This is a genomic window from Enterobacter cloacae complex sp. S2 (genome assembly GCF_015159675.1).
Classification (GTDB): Bacteria; Pseudomonadota; Gammaproteobacteria; order Enterobacterales; family Enterobacteriaceae; genus Enterobacter; species Enterobacter intestinihominis.
The window spans coordinates 168,955-185,516 of record NZ_JADDTS010000036.1 but is presented as its reverse complement, the minus strand read 5'-3'; the positions used below and the strand labels follow the sequence as shown (position 1 = coordinate 185,516).

Sequence of the window (16,562 nt, the reverse complement as noted above, 5' to 3'; positions counted from 1 at the left end):
CTGTTTTGGCGAAGAGACAGACACGATTTTGAGCCTGATACAGTTTAACAGAATTTGCCTGGCGGCTTTAGCGCGGTGGTCCCACCTGACCCCATGCCGAACTCAGAAGTGAAACGCCGTAGCGCCGATGGTAGTGTGGGGTCTCCCCATGTGAGAGTAGGGAACTGCCAGGCATCAAATTAAGTAGTAAGGCCATCCGAAAGGATGGCCTTTTTGCGTTATGCCCTCAGCTAAACCAATTTACTTATCAGATATTCCAACGAGTGCCGTTAATACCTTACTGACGTATTAAAGCGTCTTAACCCAGCTATAAATGAATTCACGGAATGCATAATGCTTACTCGCAGCAGCGTTAAATCAATTCAGTGATTCAGACTGAGGTTGTATAGGTAAGGAAATAGGGCTATAAAAAAACAGGATACTGAATCTAAAAGTTATCTGATGATATCTGAGAGGGGAAATATACAACCCTTTGATTAGATAAAATAAAAGCGCGGCGATGGCCGCGCTTTTAAAAGTATTATTTAGTCAGGGCGACAATACCGAGAGTCAGGCCAGCTATTGCTGCGGCGCCACCGGCAATCGCACCTGCTGTTTCCCAGTTATCCTGGGTAGTCCCCTTCATACAGGTATTGGTGTGAACCAGTCGCCCCTGATCGTCGTATACCGGTACACAGGGAGAGTCGTGCGCGCAACCAGCAAGCAGCGCAGCGAGAAGTGCAACGGAAAGGAATCTTTTCATGATGTTACCTCAATATGATCGCTTATTCGCTTAAGAGCCGATGCGGCAATTTACGAATTGATGATTATTTTACCACCGCACTAATACCATACAGCACGGGGAATAATCTCAAATTGTGTGGATTGTAAAAATCATGGAGAAAAAAGAGGGGCGTTGATTATTTATGTAGGAAATGTGAAGAGATGTCTTTTTATTAGAATGCTGACAGGAAATAAAAAAGGCACCAGAGGTGCCTTTATGATTTTCATTAATCCTTATGCTTTGTAAACCGTCTCCGGACAACAACGAAGAAAACAGGAACAAAGAAAATGGCCAGCAGAGTGGCTGACAGCATCCCGCCCATCACGCCCGTCCCGACAGCGTTTTGTGCCCCACTACCTGCGCCACTACTGATGACCAGAGGCATAACACCAAGGATAAATGCCAGAGAGGTCATCAGGATAGGGCGCAGACGCATACGTGAGGCTTCCAGTGTGGCTTCAATAATCCCTTTGCCTTCTTTATCCATAAGATCCTTGGCGAACTCAACGATCAGTATGGCGTTTTTGGCTGATAAACCAATTGTCGTAAGCAGACCAACCTGGAAGTAAACGTCATTGTTCAGCCCACGTATTGATGCAGCCAGAAGCGCGCCGATCACCCCCAGGGGCACAACCAGCATGACCGAGAATGGAATTGACCAGCTTTCATAGAGAGCCGCCAGACACAGGAACACCACAATCAGTGAAATGGCATACAGTGCTGGAGCCTGATTTCCGGAAAGACGTTCCTGATAAGACATCCCCGTCCAGTCGTAGCCAATTCCGGAAGGCAGTTTCGACGCAAGGCTTTCCATCATCTCCATTGCCTCACCGGTACTTTTGCCTGGCGCAGACTCACCGAGGATCTCCATTGATGGCATCCCATTGTAACGTTCCAGACGAGGTGAGCCGTACACCCAGTGAGAGCTGCTAAAGGCAGAGAAAGGCACCATTTCGCCGTTAGCACTACGCACATACAGGTCGTTAATATCTCCTGGTAACATACGGAAGCGAGCATCAGCCTGGACATAAACTTTTTTCACGCGTCCATGATCGATAAAGTCGTTCACATAAGTGCCACCCAATGCTGTTGAGATGGTCTGATTGACATCAGATATGCTCACACCCAGCGCCTGGGCCTTCTCCTGGTCGACATCCAGTTTGTACTGTGGCGTATCTTCCAGTCCGTTAGGACGCACGCGGACCAGTAAGTCAGGATGTTCCCTTACCATGCCAAGCAGTTGGTTACGTGCCTGCGTGAGCTGCGTATGTCCCAGGTTTGCCTGGTCAATCAGTTCAAAGTCAAAGCCTGTTGCGGTACCCAGTTCAATAATGGCAGGGAGGTTAAACGGAAATACAAGACCATCTTTGATCTGGCTAAACGCTTTCGTTGCGCGGCTGACAATCGCCTCAACGCCGTTTTCCTTGCCCGGGCGTTCTTCCCATGGCTTCAGGCTGACGAAAGCGATACCGGAGTTCTGCCCCTGCCCGCTAAAGCTAAATCCGTTTACGGTAAAGACCGATTCAACGTTCGCTTTCTCTTTCGTCAGATAATAGTCCTGAACCTGATCGAGTACCTGCTGGGTACGCATCTGCGTCGCCCCTGCCGGCAGCTGAACCATCGTCATAAACACCCCCTGATCCTCTTCCGGCAGGAAGGAGGAAGGCAGGCGCAGGAACAGTACTGCCATGCCGCCGACGATGATGACGTAAACCAGCAGATAGCGTCCGGTCTTACGTAAAATGCCGCTCACGCTGTTGCTGTAGTGCTCCACGCTCTTATCAAAAAGCGCGTTAAACCAGCCGAAGAATCCACCTTTCTTTTCATGATGGTCGCTGGAAACCGGTTTGAGCAGCGTTGCACATAAAGCAGGCGTTAATATCAACGCCACCAGCACCGATAAGGCCATCGCGGAGACAATGGTCAGCGAGAACTGACGATAGATAGCCCCGGTTGAACCTCCAAAAAATGCCATCGGAATAAACACCGCTGAAAGCACCATGGCAATGCCCACCAGAGCGCCCTGGATTTGCTCCATCGACTTCTGGGTCGCCTCTTTTGGCGGCAGCTTGTCCTCAACCATGACGCGTTCTACGTTCTCAACCACCACGATGGCATCATCGACGAGCAAACCTATCGCCAATACCATCCCGAACATCGTCAGGGTGTTAATGGAGAAACCAAACGCAGCCAGTACCGCGAAGGTACCCAGTAGCACCACGGGCACGGCAATAGTCGGAATAAGGGTCGCCCGCAGGTTTTGCAGGAACAAGTACATCACCAGGAACACGAGAACGATCGCTTCAAACAGCGTCTTCACCACTTCATGGATTGAGATCTTCACGAAAGGTGTGGTGTCGTACGGATAAACGACTTTCAGGCCCTGAGGGAAGAAGGGCTGCAACTGCGCCAGTTTACTCTTAATGGCGGCAGCGGTATCCAGCGCGTTTGCGCCAGTCGCCAGCTTGATCCCGAGCCCCGTTGCTGCCTGGCCATTGATTTTGGTGACCATGTTGTAGTTTTCGCCACCCAGCTCAATGCGGGCCACATCTTTCAGGTGGACCATTGAACCGTCCTGGTTCACCTTCAGCGTCACACGGCCAAACTCCTCCGGCGATTTCAGGCGCGTTTGAGCAATAATTGAGGCGTTCAGTTGCTGCCCTGGTACGGACGGCGTACCTCCCAACTGGCCCGCAGCAATCTGGTCGTTCTGCGTTTTCAGTTGGTTAATGACATCCAACGGCGTGAGCTGATATTTATTCATCGCGTTGCTGTCCAGCCAGATGCGCATTGCATACTGCGCACCGAACAGCTGCACATCACCGACGCCGGAAGTACGGCTGATCGCATCTTTTACGTTAGAAGCGACATAGTCGGAGATATCATCCTGAGTGAGGTTTTTATTATCCGACACAAATCCCGCGACCAGCAGGAAGCTGCTGCTGGATTTTTCCACGCCGATCCCCTGTTGCTGTACTTCTTGCGGTAGCAGCGGCATAGCGAGCTGGAGTTTGTTCTGAACCTGCACCTGCGCGATGTCAGGATCCGTACCCGACTCGAACGTCAGGGTGATGGTGACGTTACCGGCAGAATCACTGGTGGACGACATGTACATCAGATTGTCGATTCCGTTCATGTTCTGTTCGATAACCTGCGTCACGGTATCCTGGACCGTCTGGGCATCAGCGCCAGGGTAGGTCGCTGTCACCGCAACTGCTGGCGGCGCAATGGTTGGATATTGCGCCACCGGCAGTTTTAAAATGGCCAGCCCGCCCGCAATCATCAGAATGATGGAGAGCACCCAGGCGAAAACAGGCCGTTGAATAAAGAAATTAGCCATCTCGTTATCCCTTAACTGGCTGGAGTCGCGGCGGTATCAGGAATAGCCACGGCGGTGACGCCAGGGCGAACTTTTTGCAGGCCGCTGATAATGACGCGGTCGCCATTTTTCAGACCTTCCGTGATCAACCACCGATCGCCAATCGCCTGCGGTGCAACGACAGTGCGAGATTCCACCTGGTTTTTATCGTTTACCACAAGCACGGTTGCATCACCGCGAGGTGTACGGGTTACCCCCTGCTGGGGAACAAGGATGGCATCAGGCTGTGTGCCTTCGTCAATGCGTGCACGGACAAACATACCCGGTAACAGCATATGCTGAGGGTTAGGGAAGAGAGCGCGAAGGGTGATTGAGCCGGTACTTTCATCTACCGTGACATCAGAGAACTGGAGCGTTCCTTTCAGCGGATAAGGCTGGCCATTTTCCATCAGCAACTCAACGCTGCTGGTGTCTCCCTTTTGCAGGCTCGTCTGCTGCTTCAGACGCATAAAATCGCTGCTGGATTGCGTTACATCGACATAAATGGGATCGAGCTGCTGAACTGTCGCCAGTGCGGTTGACTGACCATTAGTGACTAACGCCCCTTCAGTGACGCTGGATTTGCCAATGCGCCCGTTGATTGGCGATGTGACTTTCGTATAAGCAAGATTGATCCGCGCGCTCTCAACGCCAGCTTTCGCGGCAACGACGCTTGCATCCGCCTGCTGGGCGGTTGCCACCGCCTGATCATACTCCTGCTTGCTCACATATTGCGTACCGACCAGCGGAAGGTAACTTTTTACCGTCAGATGGGCTATGTTTGCCGCCGCCTGCGCTTTTACCAGTTCACCTTTCGCATTGTCGTAGGCTGCCTGATAGGTGGCCGGATCGATCTGATAAAGTGATTCACCCGCTTTGACGTCGCTGCCTTCGGTAAAATTACGGTGCAGAATGATACCACTTACCTGGGGACGAACCTCCGCTACACGATAAGCATCAGTTCTGCCTGGCAATTCCGTCGTTACGGCCAGTGGCGCGCTTTTGACAATATGAACACTGACCTGAGGAGCTTGCCCATGCTGCTGTGGGTTTTCTTGCCCATCGCACCCGGCGAGCAGTGCAGCACAGACAATGAAACCGGATAAGGGTAAGCGTCTGAAGTGATTCGTCATTACTGTTCCTTAAACTACCCTTGAACCGATATATGCCATAAGTCGGTGAAAGGGTGTGAGGCAAAAAAAGAAATGTAGCTGCGTATAATAATGAGGGTATTCAAGGTTTTTTAATTTATAAGTGCTGATGGAGGCAATAAAAAGCAAAATCAGATTCTGAACCAGTGTATTCGAAATCCGGCTTCTGTCAGGATAATCAACGGAATACTTATGAGTAAATACAAACTATTTATTTAATGAATTTGATTTGCTCAATTTATTCGTATGAATTATAAATTAAATGAATTGACTTTTTTTGTGCAAAACTAAAACGGGTTATGGTGAATACTTTGACTTACACGACCCTTTAATAACGTTTGATGTCGTATCAACCGTATAAGTAATGAGTAGCAGGCTATGGCGCGTAAAAAGAAAGAAGAGGCTCAAAAGACCCGGCAGCAGCTGATTGAAGCCGCTATCGGGCTATTCGCGACACGTGGCGTGGCTAATACCACGCTTACCGACATCGCCGATGCTGCACAACTTACTCGCGGGGCGGTTTACTGGCATTTTTCGAGTAAAGCGGAAATATTCAACGCCATCTGGGAACAGCAATTGCCGCTGCGTGAAATGATTCGTGACAGGTTAATACTTTCTGAAAAAGATGACCCTTTGTTAATGCTTCGTGAACAGTTTATTGTCGCGCTGCAATATATTGCGAGCGAGCCACGTCAGTATGCTCTTTTACAAATTCTGTATCATAAGTGTGAATTTCATGACGATGTGATTTCAGAATGTGAAATACGCAAGCGGATCGGTTTAAACGATACTTATCTTCGCAGGACGTTGAGACAATGCGTTGCGCGTAGCATTATTTCTTCCCAAACTAATATTGAACTGGCGCTGATTGTTTTCCACGCATTTTTTAGCGGAGTCATTAAAAACTGGTTAATGGATAGCAACAGTTTTAATCTGTACAAACAGGCGCCGGCGCTGGTGGATAATATTCTTGCGACACTAAATATCACTCGAGTGGCGCCAGTGTTCTACGATACAGCCTCATGATTGCATACGGGATGGTGACATCTCCCCGTGCTGGCACTGTTCCATAATAGCCTGCGCGGTAATCGGTTTGCCCAGCAGATAACCCTGTAGCGTATTGCATCCCAGTTCTGTCAGAAAGGTCTGCTGCGCTGCGGTTTCGACCCCTTCTGCCACGACCTTCAGATTCAGCGTTTTTGCCAGGGCGATAATCGCCGAGACGATCGTCGCATCTTCACTCTCTCCACTTAACTCTTTTACAAAAGCACGATCGATTTTCAACTCGCAGGCAGGGAGTCGCTTAAGATAAAGAAGGCTTGAATAACCTGTACCAAAATCGTCTATCGAGGCTTTTACGCCCGCATCCGTCAGCGCTGTCAGGACACGAACGCTTTCGTCCGGATTGCTCATCGCCGTGGTTTCGGTCACCTCCAGGATCAACATGCCGGGCGGTACGCTATGGCGCGTCAGACAATCGAGAACCGTTTTAACCAGCGACGGCTGTTCGAACTGCAACGTGGAAAGATTCACCGCCATTGACCAGTCCGTGTGGCCCTGAAGGTGCCATTCTCGAAGCTGGCGGCAGGCCTCGTCGATTACCCAGTTTCCAATTGGAATAATCAGCCCGGTTTTCTCTGCAAGCGGTAGAAACAGGTCGGGGGGCAGTAATCCCTGTTTGGGATGCTGCCAGCGTAACAGCGCTTCGAATCCGATGACCGGCCCGGCAGGGGCGTGGAATTTAGGTTGATAAAGCAGACGTAACTCATTACGGTCGATGGCCTGCCACAGATCATTCATCAGCTGAAGATGCGTCTGCGCCAGCGTATTCATTGACGGCTGAAAGAAGTGATAACCGTTACGACCCATATGTTTCGTGTGGTACATCGCAGCATCAGCGTTAAACATCAGTTCACGATCGGTTTTGCCATCGTGTGGATAGAGCGCAATGCCAATGCTCAGGGTGACCATCAGTTCGTAAGGATCGAGATGGAACGGGCTATCAATGACGCGTACCAGTGAATTTGCCAGTGAGGCAGCATCATCCGGGGTAGTGGTTTCGGCCAGCAGGACGAATTCATCCCCACCGATACGCGCCAGCGTGTACTGACCTTTCAACTGCAACAGCAAACGCTGAGTCACCGCAACCAGAAGCTTGTCACCGACATCATGACCATAGGCATCGTTGACGGTTTTAAAGCCATCAAGATCCATAAACATCAGCGCGAAAGGGCTTCCTTCGCGATCGGCCTTGCTGATGGCCTGATCGAGGCGATCCTCAAGCAGAATACGATTGGGTAAGCGCGTCAGCGTATCATGCAACGCCAGCTGAGCGAGTTCACGGTTAGCTTCTGCCAGTGATGAGGCCAGCAGCGAGGTACGAGCCTGAAGGCGGGCATCGAACATCGATACCAGCAGCGTAATCCCCAGAATAGCGAGCGCGACCACGCTAACCAGTATCGCCAGCCAGCTCCCGTTAATACCATGATGATGGACCATCGTCGACATCGGAAATTGTGCTGCTTCCATGCCGGCGTAATGCATGCCAGCGATAGCGATGCCCATGGTGATCGCCGCCCCCAGACGCATCAACGCCATTCGTGCAGCTTCCTGACGTAAACGGAACGTCAGCCAAAGAGCGGCCAGTGAAGCGGCAAGGGCTATGCCCACAGAGATAGCCATCCACGTTTTATCCCAGACAATACCCGGTGTGACCTCCAGGGCAGCCATACCGGTGTAGTGCATGGCAACTATGCCTGTACCCATCACGACGGCGCCAGGCAGCAGTCGGCGCAAATGTAGCTGCTCGCCGCTAACGAGCCACAGGGCGAACATTGACGAGCTGATGGCGATAATCATCGAAAGCACGGTCAGGGTCGCGTTGTAACTCATGCTCATGGAAAGATCCATCGCCAGCATACCGATGAAATGCATCGCCCACACGCCAATCCCCATCGAAACACCGCCACCTGCCAGCCAGACGCGTGCAGCGACGCCCTGGCTTCCGGCAACGCGCGCAGCCATATTCAGCGCGGTATAGGCGGCAAGAATGGCGACAATAAAGGAGATGACGACGAGGATTTGGTTGTATTGGCTAACCAGCATGGTCTGTTCACTCGTTGTGAGACGTTAAGCAAGAGCGGTTGGAAAGGGCACAGACATTATCATCGTCAGGAAATGACGAAAAGTGATTTAAGCCCCTGTTTTTATTGGGTGATAACAGAGGGGTACAGGATGGAAGAGGCTAGTCCAGCTCTGAGCAGTTGACCAGTTTTAGCGGGTTCACGGAATTCATATTGCGACATTTATCGGTTTCGGTGCTCATCAGTTCAATCCACTGCATCAGCAGCGCATCGAAAATGAAAACAGAGACAGCAAAAACGACCAGCCACCAGTATTTACGAATCATGTGTCATTCCGCGAAAAGAGAGCCTGTAAGGTGGTGGAAATATACACGAAAAGCGGGCGTTGAAAAGTGGGGAAGGAGAAGGTTTACAAAGCGTTGACGGTCGCTCATCCGGGCAATAAAAAAGGCGCTTCCCCATGCCGAAGAGCGCCTTTTTAAACAAGCATTTAACTGATTAGTATCAGTTCATGCCGTATTTTTTCAATTTCTTACGCAGGGTACCACGGTTGATGCCCATCATCAGGGCAGCGCGGGTTTGATTACCACGGGTGTATTGCATCACCATGTCCAACAGTGGCTGTTCAACTTCAGCCAGTACCAGCTCATACAGGTCATTAACATCCTGACCGTTCAGTTGAGCAAAATAGTTCTTCAGTGCCTGTTTAACCGAGTCACGCAGGGGCTTTTGAGTCACCTGATCCTGAGAGTTAACGGTAGAAACGGTCAGTACGTCAGAATTTACGCGTTGTTCGAACATAGTTCTGTCAGCTCTTTATTTCATTACGCAAGATTTTCGAAGTATGCCTCCAACGCCTCCAGCTGTTCGCTGGCATCCTCAATGGCGTTGAATGTGCGCCGAAACTGGTCATTTGGAGCGTGCTCCTGGAGATACCAGGATACGTGTTTACGCGCAATTCGGTACCCTTTTGCCTGGCCGTAGTGGTCATGCAGTTCCCGAACATGCGAACAAAGCAAGCGCTTAACCTCTGCCAGAGGCAGCGGGGCAAGCAGCTCCCCAGTGTCCAGATAATGCTGGATTTCCCGAAAGATCCAGGGTCTTCCCTGAGCGGCACGTCCTATCATCAGAGCATCAGCTCCCGTATAGTCGAGCACAGCTCTGGCTTTAAGCGGGTCAGTTATGTCGCCATTCGCGATAATCGGAATGGAAACTTTCTGCTTAACTGCCCGAATGCTGTCGTATTCAGCTTCACCGTTGAACAAACAGGCGCGAGTGCGTCCATGAATGGTCAGGGCCTGAATGCCACAGTCTTCGGCCAGTTGGGCAATCTCTACACAGTTACGGTGTTCCGGCGACCAACCCGTGCGAATCTTCAACGTAACAGGAACGTCCACTGCGCTGACAACCGCCGTCAGGATTGACTTCACCTGGTCGGGGTATTGCAGAAGGGCTGAACCTGCAAGCTTGCGATTCACCTTTTTGGCCGGGCAACCCATATTGATATCAATAATCTGGGCGCCACTTTCCACGTTAATACGCGCGGCATCTGCCATCTCTTCAGGCACGCTTCCGGCAATTTGCACGGTGCGGATACCTGGCTCATCCACGTGCACCATCCGAAGGCGGGACTTGTCGCTTTCCCAAACCTGCGGGTTAGACGACATCATCTCGGAAACGGTTAATCCTGCTCCCATCTCGTAGCACAGCGTCCTGAACGGCCGGTCGGTAATACCTGCCATTGGGGCTGCGATCAGGCGATTTCTAAGCTGGTGGTGTCCGATGCGCATGAGTTAAGAAATGACCATACTGTGACTGCAAGGCGGCGTATATTACGCATTTTTTGCACGAGATGAAAGGCCAAACTTTGAACAATCCTCTGTTGTAGATCAAGGAATCGCCAGTCATTCTTTTCGGATAAGATTATTCGCTATTTAAATCATTGTGTTATGAAGAAATGAACATTTTGTGGGCGCTTACAATTTCCCGTAACTTCTCATCATTTCTGAATAAATGAATCAATTGGCCGGGATAATCTGCTGCGATATGCAGCAGATTATGGCGCTTCTTTGCGATCTGCGTCGCATTTCAGCACAGGATATCAGCGCAAAAAATCGGCTTATTCAACAACCAGACGGCCATGAAGCGGCTGAACCGGGCGGCTGTTTTCGTGGTGCATAGTGTGAGTGAATTTTTGCAGCTGTTCAGCAGAGACGGTCAGCGGATGCTTGAGCACCAACCACGTCACCCCTTCTGAGCACGGTGGCGTGGTCAGGGAGCCGCTAAAACGCCAGTAGGTTTTATCCGCAGGCAGTAATTTATTCATATCGAGGGTTGGCTTAATTGTAACGTTCTGGTCAACCTGTCCTGGCATCACGCCCCAGAGTTTATCCAGTGCAGCGTTTGCCGCGCCCTGATCGAACATAACGGCAACGACCGTCAGTTCGCCGTCAGCGTTTTTATGGACCAGATGCATTTCCATTGCGTATTTTTTACCGTGCACCGTGTTTTCGGAAGGCGCATGGAAATGGAACTGCTGTAATGTCCAGGTCTGTTTATCAAGCGTGATGCTGTCGCGTGTATCGGCATTTTCACTCGCCTGGATAGTATGGCCGTTGTTTGTCAGGGTGACCGGGCCGTCGATATAGTGCGTTTCCAGCGGAGAGATGTGAGCTTTGACCGTATTATCAATGTTAACCGGCGACTGATACATCCCGCTTTTACACGTCTTGTACGCCTCGTCCAGTTCGCCCCAGTGTTCCGGTGCGCCTTCTCCTTGATAGCTCCAGTGTGAGGCGTAAGTTGAAGCCGAAATCACGCTCAGCGCCAGCAGCGCTGCCTTGCCTGAAATGTGTTTCATCGTATTCTTCCTGTGAATTTTATTATCCAAATCAATGATTAACATTGTGATTTGTGTGGTTATTTTATCGAAGAAAGGATGAAGGGGGGAGAAAAAGCCGAAGGGAAAAGGCGTGGTCAGACGACCACGCCAAAGGCTTATTTTTTACGACCGGTGATGCGACACCACTCTTCTTTCTCGACAACCGGGTCGAGCGCAAAGAGATCGGCGTAGGCTTCACAGACGCTGTCTGCCTGGCTGGCAAGGATACCGGACAGGCCCAGCAGACCGCCTTCAACCGGCAGCACGCTGATTAACGGCGCCAGCTCGCGTAACGGGCCAGCCAGGATATTCGCGACCACCACATCGGCTTTCATGGCCTCTGGCTGTGCATCGGGCAGATACAGTTCAAGGCGATCGGAAACGCCATTACGCTCGGCGTTATCACGGCTGGCCTGAATCGCCTGCGGATCGATGTCGATCCCGATGGCTTTTGCCGCGCCCAGTTTCAGCGCCGCGATAGCGAGGATCCCGGATCCGCAACCGAAGTCGATCACGGTTTTGCCTTCCAGATCCAGGCCATCCAGCCATTGCAGGCACAGGGAGGTTGTCGGGTGGGTACCGGTGCCGAACGCCAGACCCGGATCCAGCATTACGTTGACCGCATTTTCATCGGGAACGTCGCGCCAGCTTGGGCAGATCCACAGACGCTGACCAAACTGCATTGGATGGAAGTTGTCCATCCACTCGCGTTCCCAGTCTTTGTCTTCCAGCTGTTCGATTTTATGCGCGAAACCCGCGCCCAGCAGCGGATGGTTTTCCAGAATCGCCACGACCTCTTTCATGTCGGTTTCTGCATCGAACAGGCCGATAACGTCCGTATCACCCCACAGGCGCGTTTCGCCTGGTAGCGGCTCAAAGACCGGCGTGTCATGCGTGTCCTGGAACGTGATAGAGACCGAACCGGCCTCCATCAGCGCATCACTCAGTTCTTCGGCGTTCGCGCCGGTTGTGTTCAGTTTCAATTGGATCCACGGCATGGCAAAACTCTTTATTTATCAGTAGAAATCAGGGTGGCGGGTGGAACGGGACGGCCAAAACGGTTACCCACCACAAACGCCAGTAAACTTAACAGTAACGAAGGCACGATCGGGTGAAAGCCAAGATACTGAATTTTCAACGTGGCGAGAACGGCATACAGGACGCCCCCGACAATCATGCCGCTTAATGCACCCGCGGCATTCGCGCGTTCCCAGTACAGCCCCAGCACCAGCGGCCACAGGAAAACGGCTTCCAGCCCGCCAAAGGCGAGCAGGTTCAACCAGATGATCATCTCCGGTGGACGCCACGCGGCCAGCAGCAGCAACGCCCCCAGCACCAGGGTAATCACCGCCGACATGCGCTTGAGGCGTCGCTCATTTTCGACCTGTTCAGGGCGCAAATTCAGATAGAGATCTTTAATGATCGTAGCGGAACTTTGCAGCAACTGAGCGTTGATGGTCGACATAATGGCCGCCATGGGTGCGGCGAGGAAAATTCCGGCGGCAAACGGCGGAAGTACTTTCACCATCAGGGTTGGAATGACCAGATCCGGTACGGTAAGGTCAGGGATCACCGCGCGTCCCAGCGCGCCCGCCAGGTGCATACCAAACATCAGGATTGCCACCACAATTGTCCCGATAATAATCCCGCGGTGTACCGCTTTGCTGTCTTTATATGAGATGCAGCGCACGGCGGTATGCGGCAGGCCAATCACGCCAAAGCACACCAGCACCCAGAACGAGGTCATAAAGGTTGGAGAGAGGATGTCATCCGCCCCCTGCGGCGAGACCAGTTTCGGATCGATCGCTTCCAGGGTTTCAACCGCATGGCTCAGGCCCCCTGCGGCATGCACGATACCCACCAGCAGAACGAGAGTGCCAATGAGCATCACCATTCCCTGCATCGTGTCGTTCAGAACGCTGGCACGGAACCCGCCAAACGCGGTGTACAGCGCGATACTCACACCGAAAATGACCAGACCCGTCTCGTAGGGGATCCCGGCTGCCGTTTCCAGCAGACGTGCGCCGCCGATAAACTGCACCGTCATCGCACCAATAAACGCCACCAGCAGACTCAGGCTTGCCAGCCATACCAGCAAGCGACTCTGATAGCGGGCAAACAGCATATCGTTCAGCGTCACGGCATTGTAGCGACGGGCCAGAATGGCAAACTTTTTACCCAGTATGCCCAGAGAGAGCCAGATGGCAGGCAGCTGGATCATGGCCAGCAGTACCCAGCCCAGTCCGTACTTATAAGCGGCGCCCGGGCCACCGATAAACGAGCTGGCGCTGATGTAAGTAGCGGTCAGCGTCATGGCCAGCACGACGCCACCCATTGAGCGGCTCCCGAGGAAATACTCGTTCAGAAAGGTGCCGGTCGAACGTTTACGCATCGCATAAACCGACAGGCCAAACACCAGGAACAGGTAAGCGACAAGCGGCAGAATGACTTCAAGCTGCATCATCGTCCTCCAGGGAGATATCGCGATAGATGAATTTCACCATCGCCCAGCACAGCACAATAAACACCAGCGGCAGCAGCAGGCAGGCCATTTCAAACCAGTGCGGGAGGCCGGTAATGCCAATCGCTGAATCAGGTAAGTAAGCAGTTACTAACCATGCAGCGAGATAGAGAAGGGTCAGCCACAGCGCCCAGCGCGCTTCTTTATGGGCCTGAACAAAACGTTTGTCCATTTTTTGTCCCTTGTGGATGAAGAAAGCGGGGATTGTACATGATGGGGCTTTGCGATCCCCAGAAATAAAAAAGGCCGGATAATCCGGCCTTTTAGCAACACTGGTCTTTTACTTCTCGTTCAGACCGAGTTTTTTCTCCAGGTAGTGGATGTTAGTACCACCATTCTGGAAGTGCTCGTCGCTCATGATGCGCATCTGGAGATCTACGTTGGTTTTGATCCCGTCGATGATCAGCTCCTGAAGGGCGTTCTTCATGCGGGCAATGGCCACGTCACGGTTTTCGCCGTAGCAGATCAGCTTACCGATCATTGAGTCATAGTACGGCGGTACGGTGTAACCGGCGTAAATATGGGACTCCCAGCGCACACCAAAGCCACCCGGCGCGTGGAAACGCGTGATTTTACCCGGGCTTGGCAGGAAGGTGTTCGGGTCTTCGGCGTTGATACGGCACTCTACCGCATGGCCTTTAACCACAACTTCTTCCTGTTTGATGGACAGCGGCTGACCGGCTGCGATACGCAGCTGTTCTTTGATCAGGTCAACGCCGGTGATCATTTCGGTAACCGGGTGTTCAACCTGAATACGGGTGTTCATTTCAATGAAGTAGAACTCGCCGTTTTCGAACAGGAACTCAAAGGTACCCGCCCCGCGATAGCCGATATCGACACACGCTTTGGCGCAACGCTCACCGATGTAGCGACGCAGTTCCGGCGTAATGCCCGGCGCTGGCGCTTCTTCGACGACTTTCTGGTGACGACGCTGCATGGAGCAGTCACGTTCAGCCAGATAGATCGCGTTGCCCTGACCGTCAGCCAGCACCTGAATTTCGATGTGGCGTGGGTTTTCCAGGTATTTTTCCATGTACACCATGTCATTGCTGAAAGCCGCTTTCGCTTCCGCTTTGGTCATGGAGATGGACTGCGCCAGTTCAGCATCGCTGCGTACAACGCGCATACCGCGACCGCCGCCGCCGCCGGACGCTTTGATGATCACCGGGTAGCCAATGCGTTTAGCATGGGCGCGGTTAGCATCCATATCGTCGGTCAGCGGGCCGTCAGAGCCCGGTACGGTTGGCACGCCAGCTTTTTTCATCGCGGTGATGGCAGACACTTTGTCACCCATCAGGCGAATGGTGTCGGCTTTCGGGCCAATGAAGATAAAGCCAGAGCGTTCAACCTGCTCAGCAAAGTTGGCGTTCTCAGAGAGGAAACCATAACCCGGGTGAATCGCGACCGCGCCAGTGATTTCGGCGGCGCTGATGATCGCCGGGATGTTCAGATAGCTTTTTACGGACGGAGCCGGACCGATACAGACCGTCTCATCCGCCAGCAATACGTGTTTTAAATCGCGATCCGCGCTTGAGTGCACGGCCACGGTCTTGATGCCCAGTTCTTTACAGGCACGAAGAATACGCAGTGCAATCTCGCCACGGTTGGCGATAACAATTTTATCCAGCATGTTCGCCTCGTTACTCGATGACGACCAGCGGCTCGTCAAATTCTACCGGCTGACCACTTTCGACCAGAATCGCTTTCACAGTACCTGATTTGTCTGCTTCGATCTGGTTCATCATTTTCATGGCTTCAACGATGCACAGGGTATCGCCTACGTTGACTTTCTGACCCACTTCGATGAACGCTTTCGCGTCCGGGCTCGGGGTGCGGTAGAAAGTACCAACCATTGGGGAACGTACGATGTGACCACTGATTTCTGCAGCTGCTGCAGGTGCGGCTTCTGCTGCTGGTGCAACGGCTGCGGAGAGCGCAGGCTGCTGCACTGGCGCAGCATAAGCTTGCTGCATTACCGGGAAGCTAGCGGCTGGGGCTGCACGGCTGATGCGTACAGACTCTTCGCCTTCAGAAATTTCCAGTTCGGAGATGCCTGATTCTTCAACCAGCTCGATCAGTTTTTTAATCTTACGAATATCCATGAGTGGGTTCCGTACTCTTGTTTAGTGTGATTGTGACAAGCGTTTTACCGCTGTCTGTAAAGCGTATGAATAGCCGTCTGCACCCAGCCCACATATCACGCCAGCGGCGATATCTGACAAGTAGGAATGGTGGCGGAACGGCTCTCGGGCGTGCACGTTACTCAGATGGATCTCGATAAACGGGATACTCACCGCGAGCAGTGCGTCGCGTATAGCAACACTGGTGTGCGTAAACGCGGCCGGATTGATCAGGATATAGTCCACAGTGTCTTTAGCCTGATGAATACGGTCGATGATTGCGTACTCCGCGTTTGACTGAAAATGGTCCAAATCCACATTCAGCGAGGCTGCTTCCGTACCCAGACGGTTAACAATTTCGCTCAATGTCAGCGTGCCGTACTTCTCTGGCTCACGGGTGCCGAGCATGTTCAGGTTCGGTCCGTTCAATACTAAAATTTGGAATTTGTCAGCCATTGTGCCGCTATCTCCTGCGATTTTCGGGTAAAAAACAACATATACCCTCAACACGCAATTGTCACCCTTTCAGAGGCCAAAAACCCCTGTCCAGAAAACCGAAGTCGCACATTATAACGATTTCGTAGCATTTGGCAGCTAAATACTGGTCTTATCAGGGAAGATTATCAACCGCTATCCGAAAAAGATTCGCGGCTGATAAATAATCTGCGGGAAAACGCACAGTTTC

Annotated in this window: 15 protein-coding genes and 1 rRNA gene; 2 read left to right on the top strand and 14 right to left on the bottom strand. The window is 52.1% G+C overall.

What is annotated here, in order from left to right:
* Window positions 1-57 precede the first annotated feature (57 nt).
* Window positions 58-173, top strand: a 5S ribosomal RNA gene (rrf, locus tag IPZ49_RS17035).
* Window positions 174-520: 347 nt separating this feature from the next.
* Here rrf and IPZ49_RS17030 read toward each other — a convergent pair.
* From IPZ49_RS17030 to IPZ49_RS17020, 3 genes are all read right to left on the bottom strand, one after another.
* The gene (locus IPZ49_RS17030) at window positions 521-742 is read right to left on the bottom strand and encodes a lipoprotein (protein ID WP_003860364.1); all 222 of its coding nucleotides are present in this window, start codon (window positions 740-742) and stop codon (window positions 521-523) included.
* Between the two features lie 247 nt (window positions 743-989).
* The gene (locus IPZ49_RS17025) at window positions 990-4,103 is read right to left on the bottom strand and encodes an efflux RND transporter permease subunit (protein WP_022649576.1); all 3,114 of its coding nucleotides are present in this window, start codon (window positions 4,101-4,103) and stop codon (window positions 990-992) included.
* A gap of 11 nt (window positions 4,104-4,114) precedes the next feature.
* Complete coding sequence (locus IPZ49_RS17020) at window positions 4,115-5,254, bottom strand: efflux RND transporter periplasmic adaptor subunit (protein ID WP_063146509.1); 1,140 nt, start codon at window positions 5,252-5,254, stop codon at window positions 4,115-4,117.
* Window positions 5,255-5,650: 396 nt separating this feature from the next.
* On the opposite strand from IPZ49_RS17020, the gene envR reads away from it, so the two are divergent.
* On the top strand, window positions 5,651-6,298 hold the full coding sequence (envR, locus tag IPZ49_RS17015; RefSeq protein ID WP_022649574.1) for an acrEF/envCD operon transcriptional regulator: 648 nt from the start codon (window positions 5,651-5,653) through the stop codon (window positions 6,296-6,298).
* On the opposite strand, the gene IPZ49_RS17010 is transcribed toward envR, so the two are convergent.
* The 11 genes from IPZ49_RS17010 to aroQ all read right to left on the bottom strand — a co-directional run bounded on the left by IPZ49_RS17010 (window position 6,293) and on the right by aroQ (window position 16,333).
* Window positions 6,293-8,377, bottom strand: coding sequence for a bifunctional diguanylate cyclase/phosphodiesterase (locus IPZ49_RS17010; protein ID WP_032626463.1), 2,085 nt, complete (start codon window positions 8,375-8,377; stop codon window positions 6,293-6,295). The genes envR and IPZ49_RS17010 overlap by 6 nt on opposite strands.
* Window positions 8,378-8,516: 139 nt before the next feature.
* Window positions 8,517-8,681, bottom strand: coding sequence for a DUF2556 family protein (locus IPZ49_RS17005; protein ID WP_003860373.1), 165 nt, complete (start codon window positions 8,679-8,681; stop codon window positions 8,517-8,519).
* A gap of 178 nt (window positions 8,682-8,859) precedes the next feature.
* The gene (fis, locus tag IPZ49_RS17000; RefSeq protein WP_000462905.1) at window positions 8,860-9,156 is read right to left on the bottom strand and encodes a DNA-binding transcriptional regulator Fis; all 297 of its coding nucleotides are present in this window, start codon (window positions 9,154-9,156) and stop codon (window positions 8,860-8,862) included.
* A gap of 23 nt (window positions 9,157-9,179) precedes the next feature.
* Window positions 9,180-10,145, bottom strand: coding sequence for a tRNA dihydrouridine synthase DusB (dusB, locus tag IPZ49_RS16995; RefSeq protein ID WP_006812176.1), 966 nt, complete (start codon window positions 10,143-10,145; stop codon window positions 9,180-9,182).
* 329 nt (window positions 10,146-10,474) lie between these two features.
* On the bottom strand, window positions 10,475-11,215 hold the full coding sequence (locus IPZ49_RS16990; protein ID WP_023298748.1) for a carbonic anhydrase: 741 nt from the start codon (window positions 11,213-11,215) through the stop codon (window positions 10,475-10,477).
* A gap of 137 nt (window positions 11,216-11,352) precedes the next feature.
* Window positions 11,353-12,234: a 50S ribosomal protein L11 methyltransferase gene (gene prmA / locus IPZ49_RS16985; RefSeq protein WP_022649571.1), complete on the bottom strand. Its 882-nt coding sequence runs from the start codon at window positions 12,232-12,234 to the stop codon at window positions 11,353-11,355.
* An 11-nt stretch (window positions 12,235-12,245) separates the two neighbouring features.
* Complete coding sequence (gene panF, locus IPZ49_RS16980; protein ID WP_022649570.1) at window positions 12,246-13,697, bottom strand: sodium/pantothenate symporter; 1,452 nt, start codon at window positions 13,695-13,697, stop codon at window positions 12,246-12,248.
* The gene (locus IPZ49_RS16975; RefSeq protein ID WP_022649569.1) at window positions 13,687-13,929 is read right to left on the bottom strand and encodes a YhdT family protein; all 243 of its coding nucleotides are present in this window, start codon (window positions 13,927-13,929) and stop codon (window positions 13,687-13,689) included. Before IPZ49_RS16975 ends, panF begins: the two co-directional genes overlap by 11 nt.
* Before the next feature lie 108 nt (window positions 13,930-14,037).
* Window positions 14,038-15,387 carry an acetyl-CoA carboxylase biotin carboxylase subunit gene (gene accC, locus IPZ49_RS16970; RefSeq protein WP_003860388.1) on the bottom strand — a complete coding sequence of 450 codons (1,350 nt, stop codon included), beginning with the start codon at window positions 15,385-15,387 and terminating at the stop codon, window positions 14,038-14,040.
* 10 nt (window positions 15,388-15,397) lie between these two features.
* Window positions 15,398-15,859: an acetyl-CoA carboxylase biotin carboxyl carrier protein gene (accB, locus tag IPZ49_RS16965; protein ID WP_010436174.1), complete on the bottom strand. Its 462-nt coding sequence runs from the start codon at window positions 15,857-15,859 to the stop codon at window positions 15,398-15,400.
* A 21-nt stretch (window positions 15,860-15,880) separates the two neighbouring features.
* Entirely contained in the window at window positions 15,881-16,333 is a 453-nt protein-coding gene (gene aroQ, locus IPZ49_RS16960; RefSeq protein WP_022649568.1) for a type II 3-dehydroquinate dehydratase, read from the bottom strand.
* Between the last annotated feature and the right edge of the window lie 229 nt (window positions 16,334-16,562).

What these genes read in the sequence shown, in the direction of transcription:
- IPZ49_RS17030 (WP_003860364.1), bottom strand. Translation starts at nt 742, where the DNA reads ATGAAAAGATTCCTTTCCGTTGCACTTCTCGCTGCGCTGCTTGCTGGT.
- IPZ49_RS17025 (WP_022649576.1), bottom strand. Translation starts at nt 4,103, where the DNA reads ATGGCTAATTTCTTTATTCAACGGCCTGTTTTCGCCTGGGTGCTCTCC.
- IPZ49_RS17020 (WP_063146509.1), bottom strand. Translation starts at nt 5,254, where the DNA reads ATGACGAATCACTTCAGACGCTTACCCTTATCCGGTTTCATTGTCTGT.
- envR (WP_022649574.1), top strand. Translation starts at nt 5,651, where the DNA reads ATGGCGCGTAAAAAGAAAGAAGAGGCTCAAAAGACCCGGCAGCAGCTG.
- IPZ49_RS17010 (WP_032626463.1), bottom strand. Translation starts at nt 8,377, where the DNA reads ATGCTGGTTAGCCAATACAACCAAATCCTCGTCGTCATCTCCTTTATT.
- IPZ49_RS17005 (WP_003860373.1), bottom strand. Translation starts at nt 8,681, where the DNA reads ATGATTCGTAAATACTGGTGGCTGGTCGTTTTTGCTGTCTCTGTTTTC.
- fis (WP_000462905.1), bottom strand. Translation starts at nt 9,156, where the DNA reads ATGTTCGAACAACGCGTAAATTCTGACGTACTGACCGTTTCTACCGTT.
- dusB (WP_006812176.1), bottom strand. Translation starts at nt 10,145, where the DNA reads ATGCGCATCGGACACCACCAGCTTAGAAATCGCCTGATCGCAGCCCCA.
- IPZ49_RS16990 (WP_023298748.1), bottom strand. Translation starts at nt 11,215, where the DNA reads ATGAAACACATTTCAGGCAAGGCAGCGCTGCTGGCGCTGAGCGTGATT.
- prmA (WP_022649571.1), bottom strand. Translation starts at nt 12,234, where the DNA reads ATGCCGTGGATCCAATTGAAACTGAACACAACCGGCGCGAACGCCGAA.
- panF (WP_022649570.1), bottom strand. Translation starts at nt 13,697, where the DNA reads ATGCAGCTTGAAGTCATTCTGCCGCTTGTCGCTTACCTGTTCCTGGTG.
- IPZ49_RS16975 (WP_022649569.1), bottom strand. Translation starts at nt 13,929, where the DNA reads ATGGACAAACGTTTTGTTCAGGCCCATAAAGAAGCGCGCTGGGCGCTG.
- accC (WP_003860388.1), bottom strand. Translation starts at nt 15,387, where the DNA reads ATGCTGGATAAAATTGTTATCGCCAACCGTGGCGAGATTGCACTGCGT.
- accB (WP_010436174.1), bottom strand. Translation starts at nt 15,859, where the DNA reads ATGGATATTCGTAAGATTAAAAAACTGATCGAGCTGGTTGAAGAATCA.
- aroQ (WP_022649568.1), bottom strand. Translation starts at nt 16,333, where the DNA reads ATGGCTGACAAATTCCAAATTTTAGTATTGAACGGACCGAACCTGAAC.